This window comes from Arthrobacter sp. 05L417, assembly GCF_056397865.1.
In genome coordinates, this window is the sequence record NZ_JBFTOG010000009.1 from 25,693 (window position 1) to 49,499 (window position 23,807).

A 23,807-nucleotide genomic window follows, 5' to 3' on the forward strand; every position below is an offset into this window, starting at 1 on the left:
ACGAGAGGACCCTTGTGGCCCGCATCATGATTACCGGTTCGGCCCAAGGGCTTGGACGGGCCGCAGCTGTCGCCCTGCTCGACGACGGGCACCAGGTCGTCGTCCATGCCCGCGACACCAACCGGGCCGCCGCGCTCAGGGATCTGGCCGACCGCGGCGCGGCCGTGGTCGTCGGTGATCTCGCCAGCGCCCAGCAGACCCGCAGCCTGGCCGACCAGGTCAACCAGCTCGGCCGGATGGACACCATCATCCACAACGCCGGCGTCTATGGCGACCCCGGCCCTAACCGCAGCCCGGAGGGACACCCGCGAGTGCTGGCAGTCAACACTCTGGCCCCCTACCTATTGACCGGCCTGATCCAGAGGCCGAACCGGCTCATATATCTCACCAGCGACATGCACGTCAGCGGCGACCAAAGCCTCCACGACCTTGACTGGACCGCTCGCCGCTGGAACGGCACCCAGGCCTACTGCGACAGCAAGCTTTTCGTCACCGCGCTCTCCCTCGCCATCGCCCACCGCTGGCCAGAGGTCATCACTCACGCGGTCGACCCTGGTTGGGTGCCCACCCGTATGGGCGGCCCATACGCCACCGACGACCTCGACCAAGGCCACCTCACTCAGACATGGCTCGCTGTCAGCGACAGTCCGGACGCCAGGCACACCGGTTCGGTCTGGCACCACCGCCGACCAGCACCGGTCGCCGCCGTAGCCCGGGACAGCAACTTCCAAGACCGGCTCCTCGAGCAGTTGGCCAAAATAACGGGGATTGATCTGGAAGGTTAGTACCGCGCACCTCCTCAGATCTTCCAGAGACCTAGCGATGGAGGACGACAAGTGAGCGACACCTGTCGTGCACTAACAACAGCGCTCCCGCTAGGCAAAAGCCAGAAAAAGTGCGCTTCACGCCGACAGAATACCTGCGCAAATCTCGGCCTTGCCGGGAAAACAACGACACCCCTTCCGCCCCTATCAGGGCATATTCCCGGCATCCCACTTGGGCTCAAACACCAGATCACCAGGAAGGGTGCCCGTGGGAGAGATTGCTTCCATGGCCTTCGCCAACGCCAGCGCGACCGGAGGGCGCAGCGACCGCGGCACGCTCTCAGCCATGACGCCAGTCTAAATCGCATCCAGTCTCCACCCTTCTTGACCGTGCTCTCCGGCCAAGACAGAGATCGGCACGGGCCGTCCGCGTGTTGAGGCCGGAGGGGCGGAGAGAGCCAGACCACCGTCGCCGGCTCACGAAACGCACCGGGCCGGGTTCTTTCAGCCGGGATGAGCACAGGGGGGGAGCGGTAGTCAGGAATCGACACCGAGGCGTTCTACGGGCTTGCTGCCTGAACCGGAAAGTCCCCGTCCCCGATCACGCCTTCCACGCCGCACTCCTGCTTGCCGGACTCCGCCCTGCCCCCAGGATGCCCCGCATTCGCCGTTGCCTTTTCCCCTTCGGGTGTCCTTCCAACACGCTCCCGGGCGTCAACGCCATCGCACCCTGCCCCGTGAACACTCCTCTGTGGGCGCAGTTCGCAAAAGACTCCGGCCCGGATGCAACCGCCAACCGGGCCAAACGCGCCGCGGAACTTCCAATGCGCCGGTTCGCCGAACCCGACGAAGTCGCCCGCGGCATCCTTTTCCTTGCCGACCCGGACAACCGCTACATCACCGGCATAACACTCGACGTGGCATGCGGAGCACACCTCGGCATGGGCACCTGAACCGCGTTCGGTAGGGTACCGCGGGCGCTGCGAGGCATTGGCACAAGTGGCTGGTGCGCGCCACTGAGCGGCCCAGAGCAGTACCATGACGTCATACTGGAGTCCCCAGACCGGGGGCTCCAGTACGGCTGTCGCTTCGGCCGCCGTCGACTCCTTCTTCCAGGGGTCGGCAGCATGATTCCACGCTAATCTGAAGGAAGGTCTGGTGTCGGGTGAGAAGTTGGTTCTGAATCTCGAAGAAGTTAGTTTTGAGGATCCGCGTGCTGCTCGGTTACGGGATCTGCTGAACAAGGAACTCCTCGACCGGTACGCCACGGAGGACGAACCCGCCCTTCCGGCTGCGGCAAGGTCGGCCTTGGACGTCCCCGCTGAAGACTTCGTCGCGAACGTCCTCGTCGTCACCGCCTCCGGGCATGCGATAGCGCATGGGGCACTTCGCCTGCTGGACGGGGAGTGGGAAGTCAAGCGTGTCATCGTTGACCCCGCAGCGCGTGGCCTCGGGGCGGCGACTCGACTGATGGCCGGGCTGGAGCAGATCGCAGCTGCGGCCGGCGCCAGACGGGTCATTCTTCAAACCGGCGGCAAACAACCGGAAGCAGAAGCCCTGTACCGGAAGATCGGCTACCGACAAATACCGGCCTATCCGCCCTACGACACCGCGATACCGGCGTCAGTCTGCTTCGAAAAGGAACTTGAGAGCTGAGTCCCCGGAATCAGCCGGCAAAAGCCGGACTCAAACGGTGGCAAGAGAACGACGGCGGGACGTACCGCCGTCGTCCTCCGTTCGGTTTTTGTGGTTACTGGCCGGACGCCGGCTCCGTACCCGCGCTTGACACAAGCGGTCCCAGTAACAGACTTCCTGGCGTGAACTCCTCACCGCATTCCGCACACAACACCACCGGTTTCAGGTCCGCCCCGCAACTGTGCCGGTAAGACGCGCGGGGCGTCTCGTCGCGCATCCATGTGCTGCTCCACGCCGCGAGCGAAATGAGAATGGGCGCGACTTCCGCTCCGGAGGTTGTGAGGTGGTACTCGTAGCGCGCGGGGCGCTCGGAGTACTGGACACGCTCAATCACGCCACGGTTTTCGAGTGTGCGCAGCCGGTCGGTCAGGATGTCGCGGGACGCGCCTGTATTCCGCGCAATCTGATCGAACCGGTGAACGCCCAACGACATCTCGCGAAGGGCGAGCAGGGCCCACCGTTCCCCTAAAACGTCGAGGCCTGCCGCGATGAAACACGCCCTCGGCGCATTTACTGCCTTTTCGTTCGGCCGATTCATCGTCCACCTGCTTTCAGTACTCTCGCCAAGTATACAGGTCGGTTGGAAAATCCAACTGACTCGGCTAATCTGATGTTCTGAGACCGCGACAACCGCGTCGCCGCCCTATCCGACATCAGGAGAAAACTATGCCCCTGCTATCTGGCTCCGTCGTCCTTGTCACCGGCGCAAACGGAGGACTGGGCCGCGAGCTCGTGGAACAGGCCCTCGCCCGGGGTGCTGCAAAGGTGTACGCGACCGCACGCCGCCCGCAAGAGTGGAACGATCCCCGGGTCGTCCCCCTCGCCCTCGATGTCACCGACGCTGACTCGGTCCGGGCCGCCGTCGCCCAGGCCCAGGACGTCACAGTCCTGATCAACAACGCCGGTACGAGCGTCGAATCCGACACTCTGTTGGCACTCTCCGACGAGGAGATCCGCGAAGTCATGGAGACCAACTTCTTCGGACCCGTCGCCATGACCAGGGCGTTCGCACCGGTGCTTGCCGCCAGCGAGACATCAGCGGTCCTCAACATCCACTCGGTGCTCAGCTGGATCGCACTCACCGGCGCCTACAGCGCATCAAAGGCCGCGTTGTGGTCAGCGACCAACTCCTTCCGCGTAGAACTGGCACCTCAAGGCACCCAGGTGACGGGTGTTCACGTCGGCTACATGGACACGGCCATGGCCAGGGGCGTGGATGCCCCGAAGACCTCCCCCGAGGAAGTCGCACGGAAGTCCTTCGATGGGCTCGAGCACGGTGATTACGAGGTCATCGTGGACGAGATCAGCGCCGGCGTGAAGCTCGGCCTGTCCGGTCCGATCTCGGGTCTGTACCCGGTCCTGGCATCCAGTTCCCCGGCATGACCGCGGCAAAGCCTGAAGACTTGCAGAGAACCTAAGGAGGAAACCCTGGTGTCAACGAACGCCTCCGCGCAACGCTCGGAAACCTTCACCTGGATGGATCCGGCAATCGCGCTCGAACAGCTGCCACGGCTGTCGGGTCTGGACTACTTTTCCGGCCTCCGCGACGGCAGCATCGCGCCGCCGCCGATCGCTTCCCTCATGAATTTCGATCTCGTCGATGCGAAATACGGTCACGTCGAGTTCCAGTGCTGGCCGGGCGAAGCGCACTACAACCCCCTAGGAATGGTGCACGGTGGCCTGGCCTGCACGCTCCTTGACACGGTGCTCGGCTGCGCGGCACACAGTACCTTGGAAGCAGGGATCGGTTACACCTCCATTGACCTGGCGGTCAAGTATCTGCGACCGATCACGCTCCAGAAGGGTGCTCTTCGCGCAGAGGGGTCAGTCGTGAAAACCGGCTCGCGCGTGATATTCACCGAAGGCCGCCTCAGCACCGCTGGGGGAGAACTCCTCGCCACCGCGACGAGCACGCTGCTCATCTTCACCCACCAACCAGGCGCTCTGACAACATGACTGATACCTGCACCTCTGACGCCCTGACGCCGGCCCCTACGGATCGCGCCTTGCCCCCGGCCGCCCTGTCGGGAATCCCGGCGTTGAGCCGCTTCGGAATTCCCTTGGGGCTTGCCGGTCTTGGCGGCGGCTGGTCCGCCGCGAGGAGCTCTCTCGGATCCCCGATGTGGCCGGAGGAAGTCTTTTACGGGGCAGCAAGCTCCCTGTGGGTGATCCTGACCGCCGTCTACGTGTTCCGGGGCTTTCGCCGAAAAGGAGCATTCCGGGCCGACCTGAGACACGAAGTGGCAGGGCCCTTTGCGTCCTTCATCCCACTCATCGGGATCCTGCTTTCGTCGCACTACGGCCAGTATCTGCCGCCATGGGGCGCCTGGCTGTGTATGGCTTTCATTGCCGGCCTTGCCATCGTCGCTGCCCAGCTCCTTGCCCACTGGGTCACCGGCGGGGTATCCATGCAATCCATCCATCCCGGCTACCTGCTGCCCGTCGCGGCCGGATCCTTCGTTGCCAGCATCGGGTTCTCAAGCATCCACGCCCATGGTGCGGCCATGGCCGCGTTTGGCGTCGGCGTGTTCTTCTGGCTGGTGATAGGAACGGTCGTCACCGTCCGCCTGATGACCGGCGGCGAGGTGCTACCGGCCGCCAAGGTCGGCCTGTCCGCCTATCTGGCTGCGCCGGCAACGGCCAACATCGCGTGGATGGTGTCACATCCAGGACCCTTGGGCGCGATCCAGCTCGGACTGACAGGCGTACTGTTGATCATGGTGCTGATGCAGGTCATGCTCCTCCCCGAATACCGCAAACTTCCCTTCACGCAAATGTTTTGGGTATTCACCTTTCCCGTGGGTGCAACCACGAACTATGCCATCCGCTGGCTTGCGACAACCGACCTCCCGGGCCGGCAAATATGCGCCTGGGCGATTCTCGGCCTTGCAACAGCCTTCACCTTGGTCATCGCCGCTCGCACCGTGCCAACACCCATCGCCCCAAAGGCAGCGAGACTGGCCGCACCACAGAGCACAGAAGTGCACTGAAGCTCCCGCTTCCGGCTTTTCTTCTCGACCTTCGACGACCTAGACACATCCGCTGAAGCCAACGAGTACGCCGCCGAGTTCGTCCGCCGGAAGATCCGGGAAACCGCGCTCGATCCGCAGACGGCCGAGCTCTTGACCCCCAAGGGCTACCCCGACGGCGCAAAACGGCCTCCGGTCGGCCACGGCTACTACGAAGCCTTCAACCGTGCCAACGTCCACCTCGTCGACATCAGCAAGCAGCCCATCAGCGAGATCACCCCGACCACGCTGCGCGTGGGGGAGGACGAGTAGGAGGTTGCGTCCTGATGAGGTCGAACTTGGCGTCGGCATCCATGGTGAACGCGGCACTGCACGAGTGCCCTTCGCGGCGGCGGATGAGCTCACGTCTCTACTGGTCGATCCGCTTGTCGCAGAGCTCGGATTGGGGCGTTCTGCCCCCTCCAGCAAATCCTCCATGCGCTGCCCGCAGACCCCAGCGGCATCCGGAGCGCGGCAGGAGGTTGGGGGTGTCCTCCAGCAGGCAGCAGCTCCGGATGTCTTGGACAAGAACTGCGCAGCACTTGGGCTCTTTACCGGGTAATCCCCAAAGTTCGGGGCGCTCGAGGATAAGGACCGTTCTTGACCGTGCAGGAATAGCAGATATTTTTTTCTGTCAACAATTCATAATTGTTGACATAGTTGTCATATAATATTTGTCTCGGCGACGCTCGCCGGCACGAACGTCAACGCAGCCAATCGTGAAGGGGACACCGATGCCTGGCCAATTTGAACTTGTAGACGCTGAACCGCGAGGGGTCCGGATAAACCTCGTCAATTCCGCCGGGGAAACCCTGGCAAGGTCGGAGGCGTACGAAGACATGGCGACAGCAGCCGCCGCGGTCAGGGACATCCGGGAACAGGCGGCCACGGCGCATGTTGTGGATTGCACAACTAAATCCCATTCTCGACAGTCGTGACGACTCGGCAGCGAGGATCACAATGGGCCAGTTCAAACTGCACCGGGTGCCCAGCATCTTCGTGCCGGGCAGCCCGGCCGTTTTTGATTAGGGGTCACTAACAGCTCCGAGCGTTGCCCCGGGGATCAGTGGACAATTCCGGCATAGAAGAGTTCCTACCATTCTTTTTGGGGTCGGGCGTAGTCTGGACGGAATTCAGTTTCGGCAAGCGAACAGGAAGGCGGTATCAGCAAGCGTGAACATCAAGGATGAGTGGGACCGGCTCGATTCCGAGACCCGGACATGGCTCCTGGAAAATCCGGCAAGTCTGCTCCTGCCACCGGCAATGTCGGCGAAATTCTGCAAAGACCGGCACGGGGACATTGAGTTTGACCCGAATGGACAGGTTGTACTTTCCAGAGGTGACCATGATTTTATCCGGGAGAAAGCGGAAGCCGCCGGAACAATCCGCGCCCCCATGGGGGAATACCGATTCTTCGACACAGCACCTTTAACTGTTATCAGAAAAGAGCGCCCTGGAATGAGCGCTGCATCTTCACCGGACGCGGCTCAGTAGGATCCGCGGGCTCCATCCTCGTCATGGGAATCAGCGGAATGGCCAAGGACGCGCGCTCCGGGCGTATGGGATTTTCGCATGCCCCGCGGCCAGGTTCTTGACCTTTGGCGAGTTCAAGGGCACGGTTATCGGAGCTCCTTTGGAAGGCGTCCCAAACGGATGGCCGGAACTCTTCGACGCGCGGTCGGTGGGGAGTTCAGGTCAAAAAACGGGGTGTGCACAATGTGCACACTCTTGCCGTCGGACTCGGCCGTTCCGGTGCCGGACTGGCCCGTACTGGCTAGGTTTTCTGGACTTCCCTGTGTTTCCGGGGCCTGGAATGCGGTTCGAGTCCCACCTTGGGCACGTGTTTCCGCAGGTCAGGGGGCCTTTGGCTCTCTGACTGTGCACAAATCAGCTTTTTGTGTGTTCCTTCGGGGTCTTTTGTGGGGTCCTCTGCCTCGCGTTCTCTGGATGGGGAGCGGTCTGTGGTCTTGTTTCTTCTTCATGGTGGGTAGGGACCGGACTGCATGACTTGGGTATGTCAGTCTGATGGGGCCTCGTCCGGCCTTCAACCGCCGGCGGTGGCTGCAACGGCGGCCATTCCTGGGCGCCTCCATGGAATCTTTCGTTGTTGAGTCGTCTAGTGTTTCAGTGGGACCGGGAGGCATTGTCCTGAGCGATTGGAAGGGCCGGATCTGAAGTCAGTTGTCGGCGGCGTGTTTGGGCTGCTGTCCGGGATCCGTGTCTTTGGTGGTGTGGGCGCGCGCATGGGCGGCTAAGTTTCGTTCCTCAATGAGTTCCTGAAGCCAGAAGCAGGACGCCTTGGGCGTCCGTGCCAGGGTCTGGAAGTCCACGTGGATCAGGCCGAACGGCTGACTGTAGCCGGCGGACCATTCGAAGTTGTCCATCAGCGACCACACGTAATAGCCGCGCAGGTCTATTCCCTCGGCTGGTCCGCCGGGTGCTGTGGCCTTCAGTGCGGCTTCGAGGTGGTCGGATAGGTACTTCAGCCGGCGCTCGTCCGGGATAAAGGTGGTGTTCGTGCGCCTGTCACGGACGATTATGTCCTCGAAACTGGCACCGCCCTCGGTGAGGATGACAGGGGGGCAGGTTGGGGTACCGTTCTGCCATCTCCCTTAGGGTCACGCCCGGGTAATCAGGCTTCACGGGCCACCCATAGGCGGTGATGTCCGCTTCCGGCCAAGCTTCAAGGTGGAATGGAGCGCTGGCGCCACCGGCGGCGCTCAAGTCGTCTCCCATGACCTCCGCCATGTTGGCGGGCATGGCGCCGTCGCCGGCGCCCGCGGCGACTCTGGTTGGCATGTAGTAGTTGAGCCCGTAGAAGTCCAGCGGCTGGGAGATGACCTTCATGTCCTCGTCGGGGTGGTCGAAGGAACCAAAGAACTTGGCGGCACGGATCAGGTCCGGGTACTTGCCTGTCAGTACCGGGTCCGCGTACGGCCTGTTCTGCGCGATGTCCATGAAACCCGCGCTCAGCTTGTCCAGGGGATTGATGGAATTCGGAACCATGGGCGAATAGACGTTGCTCATTCCGATCTCCCCGGGAACGCCGGCTGCCCGCAGTGCCTGGACAGCGAGGCCGTGACCCAGCAACTGGTGGTGGACAGTGGGCAGCGCCTTGAGCAGTAGGGATTCCCCGGGCGAGTGTAGCCCGAGGGTGTAACCATTCGTGGTGACCGTGGCAGGCTCGTTGATGGTCACCCATCGGGCCACCCTGTCTCCAAAGGCAGCGGCGGCGATGGCGGCGAACTCGCCGAGTCGGTAGGCGGTGTCCCTGTTGAGCCAGCCGCCGGCGTCATCCAGGGGCAAGGGCGTGTCCCAGTGGTAGAGGGTGACCATCGGGGAAATCCCGCTCGCGAGCAGTTCGTCCAGGAGACGGTCGTAGAAGTCCAGTCCAGCCCGGTTCGCTGGACCGCTGCCACTGGGCTGGACGCGCGGCCAGGATAGGGAGGAGCGGTACGAATCCACGCCCAATTGCTTCATCAGAGCCACGTCCTCGGGCATCCGATGGTAATGGTCGCACGCAACCTCTGGGCTGTCACCGCCGACGACCGCCGCGGGTCGGGCCGAGAAAACATCCCACCCTGCCGGACCACGGCCATCCTCGTTCAGCGCGCCTTCGATCTGGAAGGCGGCCGTGGCCACGCCGAGTGTGAAGTCCGCCGGAATGAGCCTGGCCAGCTCTTTGGCGGTGATATGCATTGGTTCAGCCCCTCGTCAAAGAGATAACGTTGCCACGGGATCCTCTAACCACGCGAAGTCCGGACCATATCTTCGCATGATTCCCTGAGTTACCGGCAGGTATGCCGATTCGGATGCAGGATCGAAGCCCAGCATTTGATCGGCGCCCCGGGCCAACGACTCCCACAACCTTCAGTACAAGTTACTCATCAGCTACTTGGCGGATGGGGACAACTCTAGGAATTCAGAGCCCACAGGGCAGGCCCGCAGTCGGTCCCTTCAAGGCCCGCGCCGGCCATGCCCCTGCGCGGACAGCCGGAGCCGTTCGCTGCCGGGTGTGGTGTCGTGGTTGGTGTCAGGGCCGTGGCGGTGTTGGTGTGCGGCGGGTGCGGGCCCGGAGCTGGATGATGCGTACTGCACCGGCTACGGCGACCAGGGCCCCGCCGCCGACCGCGGCGATGAGCAGGGCAATGCCCAGGGAGATTGTCCCGTCCAGACCGAAGAACCTTACCCTGGCGGCGTCCTGGTTCTGCACTATGAACGCGATGAGCAGGATCAGGAGCACGAGGGCGGCAATGGTGGCCGTCCAGACCATCCCGGCGCGCGTGACCACCGGCCGGCGCCCCGCCGGCGCGCCCGCGCCGGGTGTTGGCGCGTGGGACGGCTCCGGTGCGGGCTGTGGTTCTGCATTCACTGGGGGACTCCTTTGTTCTTTGACGCTCAGCGTCAGCCTTCTCCTTGCTGTATTGCGTCGAAGAACCGGTGCTCCAGCGGGGCGGGCGTTGCTTCGGCCCGGGCCCGGAGGAAGTCGAGGTCCTCGGGGGAGAGGCTGGCTTGGTCGTGCTGGTCCGAGTGCGCGGTGATTCCGGTTTCCTGATGGATCGTCTCCGTGATCGTCCGCGGCAGCACCACGCACCCGGGGTTCTCGGTGAGCCATTGCCGGGTTTCGGGGCTGAGGCTATCCCAGTGGTCCCTGATGTTCATCTCCATGGTGATTCCCTTACTGATTGAATCCGGAGGCAAAGGACCCGGGCCGGTCCGGTACCGGGGACGTGATCAGCGTACGCCCGGCGAACGCTGAAAGACAGGCAACAGGGGCGGTCGGTCGGTCGGCCGACGGGACGCCGCGAACGGCAATGCGATCAGGAACCCCCGCGCGAGTCGGAAGCGCCTCCAACGCACGGGTTCCAGGCGGCTGCGCAAATGGGGGATATGCGAAGCTCGCCACAACAAAGGTACGCCGCACGGCGGCCATCCACACCCTCCTCGTGGGCCCTGTTTTGAGAGCCCGGTGGACCCTCCGGGAGGGTTGACGCCAGACCTCATATGGCGTGACACGCATCTTCTTTGGGCCCTTTGCCTCCCCCCGTGACGGGCCGGGCGCGGCCCGCAGACACCACTGCCAGGGTTCCTGCGACCACCCCCAAATCACTTCGGACAGGTCACCGACGCACGAGCAGCTAAAACACGTAGGGCGTACTCAAGCCCGCGGCCGGTTCGGCGGCCTGCGATCGTCCACGAGGGCGATTCCCTGGAAGATGCTCTCGGCGGTAGCGGCGCCAATGCCCCGGCAAAGGTGACACCGGTCATTGGTGCGTTTCCTTGCCACCGCCCACCCAACCCGCGGGCCGCTTGCCGGGAAGCAGCAGCGCTACAAACCTGGTACGGCGTGGGCGCCGGACACCAGGCGGAAACAGGGTCCGGCCGGACGGTGGCCTCCTGCTCTACCTGGGGTCCGCCGGGGTTTGGGCGCTGCTGTTGAGGATGTAGTCCACGGCGGCTGGTCCCGTCATGCGCAGGCCTTGGAAGACTCCCTTTTTGCCCTTCCCGTCCTTTTCCTTAACAAAGCCTGCGAGGCGCAGGGCAGTGCGGAAGGCATGGTCGGGGAGGGGGATTTTGCGGTGCAGGGAGCACCAGCTGATGTAGAGCCCGTAGAAGACGTCGGCGTCGAGTCCTGAGTCGTTCGTGTCGTCTTTGATGATGCAGTCCTGGAGGAACTGGCTGATCTGTGGAGGGGTCATGGTGTGCTCCGGATTATGGTTTTCAGGGTTGGGTTCCGTAGATGAATTCCTTGGCGTGGGCGACGGCTTTTCGGAAGGCGTCGTTGCGCAGGCTGGCTTGCTCGGTGTTCCTAGTGTCGGTTTCGAGGTATTTCGTGTAGCCGGGCCGCAGGACCCAGATATCGCCTGCCGGGGGTAGGTAGAACACCCCGAAGGAGCGGTGCTGGGGGTCCTCGGTCCAGATGGGGACGACCGCGACGGCGGCGCCGGTGTCCGGGTTGATCCATTGGGCCCGGGGCATGGGTTGTTCGTGGGTCTCGGGGTCCAGGAACGGCGCTGTTCCTTTGCCCCACCGCTTTTCGAAGCGTTCGTAGAATGCGGGCATCAACTGGCTGTCGTACGGGCGCCAGGGACTCATGGGGGCTCCTTGGGATTGTGTGGTTTTCCGGCTCTCAGCGCCTGATCTGCAGGATCAGCGTGTAGCCGGTTGGCGGATATGACCTTTGCCGGACAGGCATTCCCGCGGACCGTCCCGCGGGCGGCTCCCAGATGACCGGTCCGATCAGCAGGGACGTGGCGGGAAGCGACCTTGGGATCCGAACGGAGGCGGCGCCAGGGCGCTGCGGCTTGGCGTTCGCGGCTGGACGCGGGTGCTCCCGGTCGTAGGCGGCCCGCTTTTCCGGGTTGCTGAGGATGGCGTAGGCGGCCATGATGTCCCGGAGCTCCTGCAGCTCTTCCTGCGTCTTCGTCTCCGGTTCCGTCGGCCCGGGGCCGGTGGGGGGTTCGCGGGCCGCCCGGGTGTCGGGGTGCAGGCCGCGCATGAGCGTGCGGTAGGCGCGGGTCACCTCGCGCGCCGTAGCTGTGGGGACGATATGCAGGATGCAGTAAAGGTCGGGGCCGTTGTTCCTCATAGTTGGCAGTGGTGTGTGTTTTAGATGGTGTTCTCGTGGGCGGGGGAGGGGATGGCCCCCGGCCTGTTCGGCCGGGGACCATCGTTGCGGGAGTCATCCTCGGGACCTCATCCATCCGTGCGCAGGCTGCGCTGTGGCGTGGTCTGTGAACCGGACCGCCCTCTTCACATGGTGGGCCGCTGTGGTGCTCCCGGTCCGGGAGGCTGCGCCGGCGGTCAGGCGTTGATCTCCTGGCGCTGTTTTCCGGTGGTTTCGATTTCGATGCGGCGCGGTTTTGCTTTTTCCGCCACCGGGATGCGCAGGGTCAGGACGCCGGCGTCGTAGCTTGCCTTGACGCCGTCGGTGTCCAGTGCGTCCCCGAGGATGAGTTGTCGGCTGAAGACGCCGCGGGGGCGTTCGGAGGCGATCAGTTCCGTGCCCTCGCCGACGGGGTCCGGGCGCTCGGCTCTGACAGTCAGCACGTTGCGTTCGACATCGATGTCCACCGAGTCCACGTTGACTCCGGGCAGATCGAAGGCGACCACGAAGTCCTCGCCTTCCCGCCAGGCGTCCATCGGCATGGCCGCCGGCCGGGCTGTGGTGCCGAGCACCTGTTCGGCGAGCCGGTCGAATTCACGGAAGGGGTCCGTTCGCATCAGCATGGTGTGTCACTCCTTGCAGATCGCAATTTTTTGTCGTCAACCCAGCCGATCTATGGTGGCTGGTATATATTTCTTATAGCACTGCGCAGGGGTCAGGGCAAGCCTGATTTTCGACGGATTTTGGAGGTGCCCGATGGGACAGACCGACGATCGGGGGAGGGGCGTATACGCGATTTCCGTTGCCGCCGAGCTGGTGGGAACGGGGCAACAGAACCTGCGCCTCTATGAACGCAAAGGCTTGTTGGAACCGGGCAGGACCCTGGGCGGGACCCGCCAGTACAGCGAGAACGACCTTGTGACATTGCGGCGGATCGGCGAGCTGCTGGAATTGGGCTTGAACCTGGCCGGCATCCGGATGGTCCTGGTCCTCGAAGCCGACAACCGGCGCCTCGAGGCGGAACTCAGGTCCGCGAACGCTACACGGGACAGGGCCCGTCCTTGATGTTCCTATCTTTGCCGGCGCTTCAACCAAGAAGGTGGCGACGATGCGACTGCAGCGAAGTCCTGATCCAGGGCCGGATAGTGCCTCCCGGACAACCTCGGACCCCAAAACCTCGCCTCGGGCCCCGTCATTGACGTTTGCCTTTGGATTAGCCTGCCATGAGGGATGGTCGACCGCGTCATAGACCTGCCGGGCCCCCGGACAGCCTCCCGCGAACCAGTACACCCAGTACGGTGACTGCTTTGACTTGGGCGATCAGAGATTCCAGGAAACCCGGCACCGACTCCTACCGCGTCGCCCACACCCTCCACCAAACTCCATAACGGGCGATAGACCAGTCGTGAGCCTCTGCCGGCGGCTGGCCCTCTATCCGGCAAGGTCGGGGGTGGGCACTGCAGTGGGGTGGGGTGCTGCCATTAGGATAAGGACGTGACGGCCAGTTTCCGCACCGTGGCTGTGCCGCCTTCGACGCACACGTCGGTGCCCAGGTTCCCGGACCGGGGGAACACCAGATCGCTCAGAACAACCATGCCGTCTTGGGCGAAGACCTCCACCGAGCACTGGTCGACGATTATGCGGAGCCTTAGCGCGCCGCCGTCGAGCTTCAGTGGTGCCGACTCAGCCGACGCGAACTTATCGTGGAAGGCGGTGTTTCCGGAGTTGCGCCGGTCCAGGGTGAGCCGGCTCGTCAGGGCATCGAAGGTGAGGACCGTTGCGGTGCTCCCGTCCGGTGCGCTGAGGAGCCTGAACGCGATGGTCCGTGCCGTGCCGGGCAGGATCTCGGCGTCGATCAGCTGGGCTGATCCGGGCATCGCGTGGGGCAGTTGCAACAGGGAGTCGTGAAGCTCTATGTTCTGGATGGTGCGGGCCGGCTCCCCGGAGTCCAATGGCAGCACGGGGCGCTGCACCAGGCGCGGGAAGCCGTCTACCGTCGCGAGCTCGATCTCGCGGGCAAGCGACATGCTGGAGCGCCACGGGGACGTGGGCAGGGAGTTGGCGTAGTCCCAGTTGTTCATCCAGCCCATCATGATGCGGCGGTTCTCCGGAGCGTTGCTGAAGGACACGGCGGCGTAGTAGTCCCGTCCCCAGTCGAGCCACAGACAGTGTCTCAGATCTACGTTCCCGTCGGCATCCGTTGGAGCGAGCGAATCAGGGTCGGCGGTGAACTGCACCCCGTCGAAGTCGCCGACGAAGTATTGCCCTCCGGAGCCGCCGGCCACGGCGCCCGGGTTGATATTGACCACCAGGACCCATTTGACGTTGTCCGGGTCTCCGTCGACGGGGAGCGGGAAGAGGTCGGGGCATTCCCATTCGCCGCCGCTGGCGTTGGCGGGGCCGAAGGTGCTCAGGTATTCCCAGCCCTTGAGGTCGGCCGAGCGATACAGCACAACCTGCTGGTGCTGGGCCTCCACCGCCACCATGATCCAGCAGGAACCGGCCGGTCCCTCGTAGCGGAACACCTTGGGATCCCGGAAATGGGCCGAGCCGCGGGCAAGCACCGGGTTGCCTGCGTATTTGCTCCAGGTCATGCCGGCGTCCGTTGAGAACGCGAGAGACTGGGCTTGTGTCCCTTGGTGCGCCGAGCCTTCCTTGAAGGCGCTCGTGTAGATGGCCACCAGGGCAGGATCTTCTGCTGTGCCGAATCCCGACGTATTGCCGTGGTCTACCACGATGCTGCCGGAAAAGACGTCTTCTTCCTCGTCGCAGGCGATGGCCACCGGGTGTTCGGTCCAATGCAGAAGGTCGGTTGAGGTGGCGTGTCCCCAGGACATGTTGCCCCAGACGTTGTCGAAGGGGTTGTTTTGGTAGAAGAGGTGGTAAACGCCGCGGTGCCACACGAGTCCATTGGGGTCGTTCAGCCACGTGTTCTTGGCTGTGTAGTGAAGTATCGGGCGCATGGCGGGGGCGGTTTCTTCGGCGCGGCCCCCGGCAGGGTGTGTCGTTGCTTCAGTCATCGGAGTTCTTTCGGGAAGTCTGGGCCAGTTCCAGGGATCGGATCAGTTCCGCCCGCGTTGGCGGGTTCGCTCCGTGCCTTCCGACCGTTATGGCCGCAGCGAGCGAGGCGGCGGTTCCCAGGCGGAGGAGTTTGCCGTAGCCGAAATCGGCCTCGGGGTCCTCGATGAGGCCGGCGATAAGCGATGACATGTAGGAGTCGCCTGCGCCGACAGTGTCTTTGACGAGTACTGGTGGTGCCGGCACTTCGATCTCGGCGGCATTCGAGCGCAGATAGGATCCGGATGCGCCATCGGTGATGATTGCAAGTTCAGTCCCGAGATCAAGCAGTCGCCGCGCGACGTCGTCATGAGACGTGCGCGGGTAAAGCCACCGGGCATCGTCCGAACTGAGCTTCACAACCGTAGCCAGGGCAACTGTGTGTTCGAAGGTCCTGAGCGCTTCAGCGTGGCTGGGGAGCAGTGTCGGGCGGATGTTGGGGTCGTACGTGATCAAGCAGCGGCGGGAGAACAACTCCAGCAAGGACCGGACTTGGGTTGCTCCGGGCTCCGTGAAGGAGGCCAGTGACCCCGTATGCAGCACCTTCGGGAGGAAAGTGGGGCTGATTTGGGGGAGGTTCCATTCGAAGTCGAATTCGTACTCTGCGGAACCGCTGCTGTCCAGAAGCGCCCTGGCAGTGGAGGTGCGGTTGAGGTGTTCGGCTCCCGGGAACAGGCGTACTCCCGCGGTGTCCAGGTGTTGTTGGATGCTCCTGCTGCGTTCATCCCTGCCCAGTGCGGTGAGAAATGCGGTGCTGACGCCTAGCCGGCCGAGTCCGAACGCGACGTTCATCCCTGATCCGCCGGGAAACTCGACGGGCCCTGCCGCGGTGTCAATGATGTCGATTATGGCCTCGCCGACGACGACGACATCCGTTTCAGGGCATGGGGGAACTGGGGTGCTGTGCATTCGGGGTCCTTGGAGGGTTGGGCGCGTCCTCTACTGGGCGCGCTCGAAGGTCAGGTGTTGGGGCGAGTAGGTGAGTCCGGTGCTGCTCTGCTCGAAGCGTCCTGATGCTTTGGGGAGGCGACGGAATCGCGAAGGACCAGGGGACAGGGAAGAAGGGTCGGGTGAGCGGCGAACAGCTGCAGGTCGGTTTTTCCCTCGATGGCGTCGATCAGGTTTTCGGTGGCCCAGGCGCCCATTTCGTAGTGCGGAAGGGCGACGGTTGTCAGGGCGGGGTAGATGTTTTCGGCAATAAGTTGTTGGTTGTCGAAACCGACGATGGAAATGTCGTCCGGAATCCTGAGGCCAAGTTCCCCGGCGGCCCGGTACGCGCCCATGGCCATGCGGTCGTTGTAGCAGAACACGGCCGTGGGCCGGTTTGGGGTTTTCAGCAGGCGCAGGGCCGCCTGGTGGCCGCCGGGCACCTCCGACGGCTCGGACTGGACGAGTTCTTCGTGATAGGGCAGCCCGGCACCTGCGAGTGTGTCCTTGAATGCCTTGAGCCGGGAGTGGGTGGCGGGGACGTCGTCGGTGTTGTTGAGCATGCCGATGCGGGTGTGTCCGGCGTCGATCAGGGTTTGTACGGCCGACCTCGCACCGGCGATTTCGTCGGGGATGACGGAGGAAACGGTGTGGCTGATGTCTTCGGAGTCCACCAGGACGGCGGGGAGTCCGACGAGGTTCTTGGGGACGGCCAGTTTGCGGTGATACATGGTGGCGTAGAGGATGCCGTCTACCTGCCGGTCCAGCAGATCCGCCACATCACTTTCCCTGGAATCCTGGGAGCTGGTGCTGGTGGAGTTGATGATCATGATGCGGTATCCGCGAGCACGTGCCGTCTCCTCGGCCCCCAAAATGATCCGGCCGGCGTGCGGGGTGGTGGCGATTTCCTCGCTGATGAACCCGATCATGCCCGAACGTTGGGTGCGCAGCGCCTGCGCCAGCCGGTTCGGGCCGTATCCGAGACGCCGGGCCGCTTCGTGGACCCGTTCCCTCGTCTCCGCCCCCACCCGGGCGTAGACAACATCATTGAGGACGTGGGAGACCGTCGTGACCGAGACGCCGGCTGCGGCTGCCACGTCCTTGATGCCAACTGACTTGTTCATTGGTCTCCCACGTCCTTATGTTGATGCTGATTCTATGTCCGGGTACTTGCTGGGTACGTTCTATTCGTCCCAGAGGCCCGATGGCGATCCCCGAGGGACTCGCCAGGCCTGAGCGGGCTACTGAACCACAAGTGGTTCGTGTGCCGCCTGGAAACCGACCGCGGGTGTGGCCCTGAAGGCGTTAACAGTCCTGTCCGCGATAACTTGGGCGTCACTTCCGGAATCAAGGATCGTATTCCGGGCTGATGCGGGATCGACCATGACGGCCGTAACGGCGAGGGCGTCCGAAGCTTCGGTCGTCAACAGCGCGTCCACCTGAGCCGAGAAGCAGGAGTCACTTGACTTGGCGTGAACGTCCATCGCCACCACGTGGTTGTTGGAAACGAAGTTGCCAACCCCCGCGATGAGCCGGATGATGACGGGCGTCGCACCCGCGGGCTGGATGCTCTGTGAGTCGATGATCTCGGAGAAGTGGTTCCCGATGACAGAGTTGTTGCTGCCGCTGACACAGAGAAGCCCGTTGAGGTCGTCCAATCCGTTGTCGACGCCCAGGAAGGGTGTCCAGGGCTCGTGGTCACGCAGGAAGTGATTCGTGGCCACGAGGTTTTCCGAACTGTTCGCTGCGAGAATCACCATGCCAGGGTAGAACGAATGCAAACGGTTGTTGGTGACGCTTGATCGCGTGACCCCGTCCAGATGGACGCTGCTCGCACCGCGGGGGAAGACGTTGTTCGCGGTTATCAGGAGCCCGCCATGGTTCTCGGCGTAGATCGAGTGACCTTTGGGCCCTGCTCCGACCAGGTTGTCGGTGATCTTCGATGCCTGTCCCCACCCGCGCAGCTCGATGCAGCTGCCGCATTCGGCGATGAAGTTGTCGTGAACGGAAAGCGCGTCCGCGTTGTAGATGGTGAGGGCGTTCTCAAGGTAGACGAACCCCATGCCGGTGACGCGGAATGAGTCATTGGCGTTTGCGACGTAGATGCCGGTTTTGCCGTTGACGTAGGTGTTCTCGGGGTGCATTCCCGAGCCGTCCGGGGCGAAGTGCAACCCGTCGATGCAGAAGTTGGAGAACTCGACCGAGCTGATCCGTGGGCTTCCGCTTCGTTCAACGTAGAAGGCGGCTCCCTTGGATTCCTCTCCGTCTCCGCCGGGGGGAAGGTCGACGAGAATGCGGCTCCCCCCGGGCCATAGCTCATGCAGGTCGGGCCATTCGTCTTCGGGGACGTTGAACCGGATGCTCGATGACGTAAAGCCGTGTCCGGAGCCGTGGATCCTGAGGAAGCTGACGTCGATCAGCACCTGCGTACGCAGACGGTAGTCTCCGGGCGGAATGTAGATCACCGCGCCTGGCTTTCCTCCATTGTTCGCGTCGGTGGCCGTTTGCCGGTCCTTGATGTCAGCGATGATGCTGTTGAGTACTTCACCGACGTCCTCGGACGGATTGCCGACGTGCCACGTCGTCACGTCGTAGTGGTTGTTGCTTGACATTGGTTCTTCCCTTTGTGCTGTGGCTTCTCAGCCCTTGACGGCGCCGAGGGTCATGCCTGCGACGATCTTGCGCTGCAAGAGAAGGGTGAGAAGGATGACGGGGATCGAGTAGACGGCGGCGAGGGCTGTCATGGATCCCCAGTCCAGTCCGAACTGGGTCTGGAAGTTTGCGATGACCACGGGTGTGGTCTGGGACCGGACGGCGGTCATGAGTAGCGCGAACAGGAATTCGTTCCAGGAGGCGAGGAAGGCGAAGATCGCTGTCACGGCGATGCCTCCGGAGACCACCGGGATGACCACCCGCCACAGGGCTCCGAGCCGGCTGCAGCCATCCACGGTAGCTGCTTCTTCCAGGTCCTGTGGGACGGCCTCGAAGAAGCTGGACATGAGCCAGATGGAGAGCGGCAGCGAGATGGTTGTGTGCGCGATGGACAGTGCGATCGGGGTGTCGGCCAGGCCGACCGAGGCCATCATGGACGCCAGCGGGATGCCGATGGCGACCGGGGGGACCATGCGGGTGACGAGCGCAGCCATGATGAACACTCTGCCACTGGCTGTTTTGTAGCGTGTGATGCCGTAGGCCGCCGGGACGGCCAAGACGAGCGACAGCAGCGTGCTGATGACGGCGGTCTGGATGCTGTTGATGAACGACGCCGGCACTCCATTGCGGCCCAGGGCGTTGATGTAGTTATCGAGCGTCCATTCCTTGGGGAGGATGGTCGGCGGTACGGCGATGGTGTCGATCGGGGTCTTGAAGGACGTGAACAGCAGGTACAGGAACGGGAAGCCGTAGAGGATTAGCGCCGCGGCGAGGAGGATCCACAGGATGGTCCTGGTGCTGCGCTTGCCGGCTTCGAGTCCTTCGCGATTGACGCCGCGGCGCCTGCGGACTGTGCCGGCCGACGCCGGTTCCGTGGTGGTCTGAGGCGCAGTCGCTGTTCGGCTTGGCATGGTGCTCTCCGTTTGGTGCGGTGCCGGCGCGTTGCGGTATGCGATGCCGGCGTGGCGTGGCCGGTCGGGGACGGCGGCCGCCAGGATGCCGCTGTCGTCGGGGGTCTGGGCCGAGCTCATCAGGTGTCCTTTCCTGGCCGCCAGATGGTGGTTACGGCGACGAAGGCGATGGCGAGCATGGCCAGCAGGTAGATGGTGCCCATGGCGCTTGCGAGGCCTGGGTCGCCGAACCGGATCATCGTGCGGTAGATGAGCAGGCTCATGGTTTCGGAGGCGGATTGTGGTCCGCCGTTGGTCTGGATGAGGATGGTGTCAAAGGCCCGGGCTGCGTCGATGCCGCGGACCACCAGCGCCACGGCGATGACAGGCCGGAGCAGCGGAAGGATGATCCGGAACAGCAGCGACGGCGCGCGGGCGCCGTCGAGCCTGGCCGCCTCGATGAGGTCTCCCGGGATGTTCTGCAGGCCCGCGAACAGCACCAGGCACATGAACGATGTCGTGAGCCAGATGTCCGGGACGGCGACGGAGAACAGGACGATGTCCGGGTTCGACAGCCAGCCGATCTGGTTTGGGTTCTGCAGGATGCCGGCCTGGCTGAGCAGGGTGCCGAGAAGGCCGAAGTTGTCGATCATGAGGAACTTCCACAGCAGGCCGGCCACGATCGGGGCAATCATGAGCGGGTACAGGAACATGGTCCGCCAGACCTGGGATTTCCGGCCCAAGGTGGTGAACAGGAGGGCCATGCCCAGGCCCAGGGTGAACTCGAGGGTCACCACCATCAGGGTGTAGGCGAGGGTCCGCCATCCTGCACCGATGAAGGCCTCCGAGGTGAAGGCCCGGACGTAGTTGTCCAGGCCCACGAAGTCACGGGGGCCCCCGACGATCGGGGAGATTTTAAAGAAGCTGTCCGTGACCAACCGGAACAGCGGGTAGGCAACAAAGACTGCGAGGAACAACGCCGCCGGGGTCATCAGGTAAAGGGCGAAGCGGCGATCTGGGATGCGCACGGGATTCTCTTCCGCTGGTTGGGGCCGCGGCCGGCAACGCCATGGGCTGTTGCCGGCCGCGGAGTCTTACTTAAGGAGGGCTTGGATCTTGGTCTTGGCGTCGGCCAGCAAGGTCGTGCTGTCTCCGCCGGCGACGGCCTTCTGGAGCATCGGAACCAGTACGGTGTCGACGATCTGCTGCCACTTTGCCGTTGCCGGACGGGTTGCCGTCGCGGGAGCGTTGAGTGTTTCGATCAGCGGCTTGAAGCTCTCGTAGCCGGGCTGGTCCTGGTACTTCTGGAAGGCGGAGACCCGTGCTGCCAGGCCAAGGCTTGACTGGATGGCCAGATCATTGTGGTCGAAGGCGCACTTGACGAACTTCTTCGCGGCGTCCGTGTTCTTGGTTGCCTTCGGGACCGAGAGGTACCAGGGGCCGGGAACACCGGCAACACCGGCGGACCCGCCGATCATCGGGGCTGTTCCGACCTTGCCGTAGACCGGGGAGTCCTTGGGGATCTGCCGGTACGCGTGGGCCCAGAACTGGGTCATGGCTGTCTTGCCCTGGTTGAAGAGGTTCTGGGCGGCGGCCCAGTCGACCTGGGCCGCGCCGGCCGGGGCGTCCTTGACGAGGCTGGTGTAGAAATCCAGCGCTTGTTTGTGGGCCGCGTTGTCGATTACGACGTTGTTGTTGCTGTCCAGAACCATGGGCGATCCTGCCTGGAGCACGTGGGCGAGGTATTCGGTTTCAACGCCGCCCTTGACGTCTGTACCGTACATGCCGTCTTTGGTGAAGAAGGCGGAGATGTCCTGGTACTGCTGCCAGGTCTTCGGGGCGGCGAGGTCGTAGCCGTACTTGGCCTTGAAGTCGGCCTTGTTCTTGGCGTCCTCAAAGAGGTCCTTGCGGTAGAGGACTATCTCGGCGTTGGTCCACGCCGGCATTCCAATGAAGTGGCCGTCGACGTTGGCTTCCTTGACCAGTGAAGGGAAGATGTCCTTCTTTGCCTCGTCAGTGAAGAGCTCATCGATGGGCTGCAGGGCGTCCTTGAAACTGGGCAGCCACACGGAGTCAAGAGCCGCAACATCGAAGGAGACAGTGCCGGAGGTGAATTCGCTGGAGAGGCGGTTGAAGAGGCCGTCATAGGGGAGTTCAACAAAGTTGACGTTGACCCCGGTGTCCTTCTTGCACTGGTCGGCGATGGGCTGCAGTTCTGCATGTCCGCCTGCCTCCACCAGGACGTTGATGGAACTGCCGGCGGCGCCTCCGGACGTCGCCGGGCCTCCTGCGCCGCATGCGGTCGCGGCCAGGATTACCGCGGTTGAAAGGCTGCCGAGGGCGGCAAGCCTGGAGATTGTTTTTCGAGAGGACATCGCTGTCGACTCCCTTTCTCGGGAACGGAATACGAAGACGGGATAGGATGAAAAACCGTTTTGCCAAAACGACTTGGCAACAGATTACACGCAGGGCGCGGAGGGTGTCAAGAGTCACAAATCATTGGTAGACGCCGTCGGATGTGCCAAAAACTTCTGTCCGAATTTTGGCGTTGACAGCCGTCATGCCGCGCTTCTAGTGTCATCTCTGGTTAGCCCAAACGGTTTGGCACGTCAGTTGTGACATTAGTCCACGTGGGACATTAGCCGTTTCCCGGAACAAAAGCGTGATGCCGCCGAGGGCAGATGACAAGGACAGTCAAGTCTTCGGCGGCCGACCCGGCAACGCCCGATTCTGAACAGCAGTCTTATCTCATACAGAGGAGAAACCCGTGGTAACTGGAAAGAATCTAGAAAATGCGAATCCAAGCCGCCGCCGGCTGATCGGTGCGGGAGCCGCCGGAACGCTTGCGGCTGCATTGACTTTCGGAACAACGCAGAATGCTAATGCGGCCGACGGCCAGCAAGGCGCACCCCTCAATTCGCCCAACACATATGACGTCACCACATGGAGGATCAAGGGGCACCCGGACGTCACCGCGCAGTCCGACGTCGGGGCGGTCATCAACGACATCATCGCCGACATCAAGCAGCGGCAGACGTCCCCGGACGCGCGTCCGGGAGCCGCGATCATCATCCCTCCGGGCGACTACGACCTGCACACCCAGGTCGTCGTCGATGTGAGCTACCTGACCATCGCCGGCTTCGGGCATGGCTTCTTCTCCCGAAACATCCTCGACAACTCGAACCCGACCGGATGGCAGAACCTCCAGCCCGGAGCCAGCCACATCCGCGTCCTGACCTCTCCGAGCGCGCCCCAGGCATTCCTCGTCAAGCGGGCGGGGGATCCGCGTCTTTCAGGAATCGTGTTCCGGGACTTCTGCCTCGACGGAGTCGGTTTCACCCCCGGCAAGAACAGCTACCACAACGGCAAGACCGGAATCGAAGTCGCCTCCGATAACGACTCCTTCCACATCACCGGTATGGGATTCGTCTACCTCGAACATGCCCTGATCGTGCGCGGCGCGGACGCACTCCGCGTCAACGACAACATGATCGCCGAATGCGGCAGCTGCGTCGAGCTCACCGGGGCCGGGCAGGCGACAACTGTCAGCGGCAATCACATGGGCGCCGGTCCTGACGGGGTCACGCTCCTGGCCGAAAACCACGAAGGCCTCCTCGTCACGGGCAACAACCTCTTCCCCCGGGGCCGCAGCCTCATCGAATTCAGCGGCTGCAACCGGTGCTCGGTCACTTCGAACAGGCTCCAAGGCTTCTACCCGGGCATGCTCCGCCTGCTGAACGGCTGCAAGGAAAACCTCATCACGGCCAACCACATCCGCCGGACCAACGAGGGGTACCCGCCGTTCATCGGCCGCGGCAACGGCCTCGACGACCTCTACGGCGTCGTCCACGTCGCGGGAGACAACAACCTCATCTCGGACAACCTCTTCGCCTACAACGTCCCGCCCGCCAACATCGCCCCCGCCGGCGCCCAACCGACCCAAATCCTGATCGCCGGAGGGGACGCCAACGTCGTCGCGCTCAACCACGTGGTCAGCGACGTCGCTTCCCAGCACGTCGTTCTCGACGCATCGACCACCCACTCGAAAGTACTCGACAGCGGGACAGCCTCCCAGATCACCTCCTACAGCCCGGACACAGCAATACGTCCGACCCCCTGACAGACGCGCCAGGAGCGCGTCCCGAAGCCCGGCCTCCGTCCTCGCGGCGCGCTCCCACGCATTGATCTGCCCTGCCGGCCGCTGCCG

The 23,807-nt window shown here is 63.4% G+C and carries 27 protein-coding genes and 1 pseudogene; 12 read left to right on the forward strand and 16 right to left on the reverse strand.

All coding sequences use genetic code 11. From position 1 onward, the window contains the following. The first annotated feature begins 14 nt into the window (after positions 1–14). A complete protein-coding gene (locus AC1DJW_RS09460; protein ID WP_476901226.1) occupies positions 15–785 on the forward strand; it encodes an SDR family NAD(P)-dependent oxidoreductase in 771 nt (256 codons plus the stop codon). A gap of 186 nt (positions 786–971) precedes the next feature. On the opposite strand, the gene AC1DJW_RS09465 is transcribed toward AC1DJW_RS09460, so the two are convergent. After that, positions 972–1,112, reverse strand: coding sequence for a hypothetical protein (locus tag AC1DJW_RS09465; protein ID WP_476901227.1), 141 nt, complete (start codon positions 1,110–1,112; stop codon positions 972–974). A gap of 305 nt (positions 1,113–1,417) precedes the next feature. On the opposite strand from AC1DJW_RS09465, the gene AC1DJW_RS09470 reads away from it, so the two are divergent. Next, positions 1,418–1,717 (forward strand): SDR family oxidoreductase, encoded by a 300-nt coding sequence (locus AC1DJW_RS09470; protein WP_476901228.1) that lies wholly within the window; start codon positions 1,418–1,420, stop codon positions 1,715–1,717. A gap of 205 nt (positions 1,718–1,922) precedes the next feature. Then, complete coding sequence (locus AC1DJW_RS09475; RefSeq protein WP_476901229.1) at positions 1,923–2,420, forward strand: GNAT family N-acetyltransferase; 498 nt, start codon at positions 1,923–1,925, stop codon at positions 2,418–2,420. A gap of 94 nt (positions 2,421–2,514) precedes the next feature. On the opposite strand, the gene AC1DJW_RS09480 is transcribed toward AC1DJW_RS09475, so the two are convergent. Then, positions 2,515–2,997, reverse strand: a complete 483-nt coding sequence (locus AC1DJW_RS09480) for a winged helix-turn-helix transcriptional regulator (RefSeq protein WP_476901230.1) — start codon at positions 2,995–2,997, stop codon at positions 2,515–2,517. Positions 2,998–3,125: 128 nt separating this feature from the next. Here AC1DJW_RS09480 and AC1DJW_RS09485 point away from each other — a divergent pair, with 128 nt between their 5' ends. The 7 genes from AC1DJW_RS09485 (at position 3,126) to AC1DJW_RS09515 (ending at position 6,961) form a co-directional block, all read left to right on the forward strand. Then, positions 3,126–3,842: an SDR family oxidoreductase gene (locus AC1DJW_RS09485; protein ID WP_476901231.1), complete on the forward strand. Its 717-nt coding sequence runs from the start codon at positions 3,126–3,128 to the stop codon at positions 3,840–3,842. A 48-nt stretch (positions 3,843–3,890) separates the two neighbouring features. Further along, a complete protein-coding gene (locus AC1DJW_RS09490; protein WP_476901232.1) occupies positions 3,891–4,415 on the forward strand; it encodes a PaaI family thioesterase in 525 nt (174 codons plus the stop codon). Next, a complete protein-coding gene (locus AC1DJW_RS09495) occupies positions 4,412–5,449 on the forward strand; it encodes an SLAC1 family transporter (RefSeq protein WP_476901233.1) in 1,038 nt (345 codons plus the stop codon). Before AC1DJW_RS09490 ends, AC1DJW_RS09495 begins: the two co-directional genes overlap by 4 nt. A gap of 132 nt (positions 5,450–5,581) precedes the next feature. After that, positions 5,582–5,740 (forward strand): hypothetical protein, encoded by a 159-nt coding sequence (locus tag AC1DJW_RS09500; protein WP_476901234.1) that lies wholly within the window; start codon positions 5,582–5,584, stop codon positions 5,738–5,740. A gap of 4 nt (positions 5,741–5,744) precedes the next feature. Then, the gene (locus AC1DJW_RS09505; protein ID WP_476901235.1) at positions 5,745–6,029 is read left to right on the forward strand and encodes a dihydroxyacetone kinase subunit DhaK; all 285 of its coding nucleotides are present in this window, start codon (positions 5,745–5,747) and stop codon (positions 6,027–6,029) included. A gap of 172 nt (positions 6,030–6,201) precedes the next feature. Then, a complete protein-coding gene (locus AC1DJW_RS09510; RefSeq protein ID WP_476901236.1) occupies positions 6,202–6,405 on the forward strand; it encodes a DUF1508 domain-containing protein in 204 nt (67 codons plus the stop codon). A 235-nt stretch (positions 6,406–6,640) separates the two neighbouring features. Continuing rightward, entirely contained in the window at positions 6,641–6,961 is a 321-nt protein-coding gene (locus AC1DJW_RS09515; RefSeq protein WP_476901237.1) for a hypothetical protein, read from the forward strand. A gap of 683 nt (positions 6,962–7,644) precedes the next feature. Here the strand turns inward: AC1DJW_RS09515 and AC1DJW_RS09520 are convergent. The 7 genes and pseudogenes from AC1DJW_RS09520 to AC1DJW_RS09550 form a co-directional block, all read right to left on the reverse strand. Then, positions 7,645–9,166 (reverse strand): annotated as a pseudogene (locus AC1DJW_RS09520) (glycoside hydrolase family 1 protein). A gap of 334 nt (positions 9,167–9,500) precedes the next feature. Continuing rightward, a complete protein-coding gene (locus tag AC1DJW_RS09525) occupies positions 9,501–9,839 on the reverse strand; it encodes a LapA family protein (RefSeq protein ID WP_390282353.1) in 339 nt (112 codons plus the stop codon). A 32-nt stretch (positions 9,840–9,871) separates the two neighbouring features. Further along, the gene (locus AC1DJW_RS09530; RefSeq protein ID WP_459341762.1) at positions 9,872–10,135 is read right to left on the reverse strand and encodes a hypothetical protein; all 264 of its coding nucleotides are present in this window, start codon (positions 10,133–10,135) and stop codon (positions 9,872–9,874) included. Positions 10,136–10,869: 734 nt separating this feature from the next. Further along, positions 10,870–11,166, reverse strand: coding sequence for a hypothetical protein (locus AC1DJW_RS09535; RefSeq protein WP_390282351.1), 297 nt, complete (start codon positions 11,164–11,166; stop codon positions 10,870–10,872). A gap of 22 nt (positions 11,167–11,188) precedes the next feature. Beyond that, on the reverse strand, positions 11,189–11,563 hold the full coding sequence (locus AC1DJW_RS09540; RefSeq protein WP_459341761.1) for a hypothetical protein: 375 nt from the start codon (positions 11,561–11,563) through the stop codon (positions 11,189–11,191). Between the two features lie 34 nt (positions 11,564–11,597). Beyond that, the gene (locus AC1DJW_RS09545; RefSeq protein ID WP_476901238.1) at positions 11,598–12,056 is read right to left on the reverse strand and encodes a J domain-containing protein; all 459 of its coding nucleotides are present in this window, start codon (positions 12,054–12,056) and stop codon (positions 11,598–11,600) included. Positions 12,057–12,271: 215 nt separating this feature from the next. After that, a complete protein-coding gene (locus AC1DJW_RS09550; RefSeq protein WP_390282348.1) occupies positions 12,272–12,697 on the reverse strand; it encodes an Hsp20/alpha crystallin family protein in 426 nt (141 codons plus the stop codon). 133 nt (positions 12,698–12,830) lie between these two features. On the opposite strand from AC1DJW_RS09550, the gene AC1DJW_RS09555 reads away from it, so the two are divergent. Beyond that, entirely contained in the window at positions 12,831–13,139 is a 309-nt protein-coding gene (locus AC1DJW_RS09555; protein ID WP_390282347.1) for a MerR family transcriptional regulator, read from the forward strand. 416 nt (positions 13,140–13,555) lie between these two features. On the opposite strand, the gene AC1DJW_RS09560 is transcribed toward AC1DJW_RS09555, so the two are convergent. From AC1DJW_RS09560 to AC1DJW_RS09590, 7 genes are all read right to left on the reverse strand, one after another. After that, entirely contained in the window at positions 13,556–15,094 is a 1,539-nt protein-coding gene (locus tag AC1DJW_RS09560) for a glycoside hydrolase family 32 protein (protein WP_476901239.1), read from the reverse strand. Next, positions 15,087–16,040: a carbohydrate kinase family protein gene (locus tag AC1DJW_RS09565; protein WP_459341758.1), complete on the reverse strand. Its 954-nt coding sequence runs from the start codon at positions 16,038–16,040 to the stop codon at positions 15,087–15,089. Before AC1DJW_RS09565 ends, AC1DJW_RS09560 begins: the two co-directional genes overlap by 8 nt. Positions 16,041–16,090: 50 nt before the next feature. Further along, positions 16,091–17,182, reverse strand: a complete 1,092-nt coding sequence (locus tag AC1DJW_RS09570; protein WP_390282342.1) for a LacI family DNA-binding transcriptional regulator — start codon at positions 17,180–17,182, stop codon at positions 16,091–16,093. Between the two features lie 117 nt (positions 17,183–17,299). Then, positions 17,300–18,670 carry a NosD domain-containing protein gene (locus tag AC1DJW_RS09575; RefSeq protein WP_390282341.1) on the reverse strand — a complete coding sequence of 457 codons (1,371 nt, stop codon included), beginning with the start codon at positions 18,668–18,670 and terminating at the stop codon, positions 17,300–17,302. A gap of 27 nt (positions 18,671–18,697) precedes the next feature. Next, positions 18,698–19,621, reverse strand: a complete 924-nt coding sequence (locus tag AC1DJW_RS09580; RefSeq protein ID WP_390282398.1) for a carbohydrate ABC transporter permease — start codon at positions 19,619–19,621, stop codon at positions 18,698–18,700. Positions 19,622–19,740: 119 nt separating this feature from the next. Next, a complete protein-coding gene (locus tag AC1DJW_RS09585; RefSeq protein ID WP_284991694.1) occupies positions 19,741–20,628 on the reverse strand; it encodes a carbohydrate ABC transporter permease in 888 nt (295 codons plus the stop codon). 66 nt (positions 20,629–20,694) lie between these two features. Then, complete coding sequence (locus AC1DJW_RS09590; RefSeq protein ID WP_476901240.1) at positions 20,695–21,975, reverse strand: ABC transporter substrate-binding protein; 1,281 nt, start codon at positions 21,973–21,975, stop codon at positions 20,695–20,697. A 392-nt stretch (positions 21,976–22,367) separates the two neighbouring features. Here AC1DJW_RS09590 and AC1DJW_RS09595 point away from each other — a divergent pair, with 392 nt between their 5' ends. Next, a complete protein-coding gene (locus AC1DJW_RS09595; protein WP_476901241.1) occupies positions 22,368–23,720 on the forward strand; it encodes a NosD domain-containing protein in 1,353 nt (450 codons plus the stop codon). The last annotated feature ends 87 nt before the right edge of the window (positions 23,721–23,807 follow it).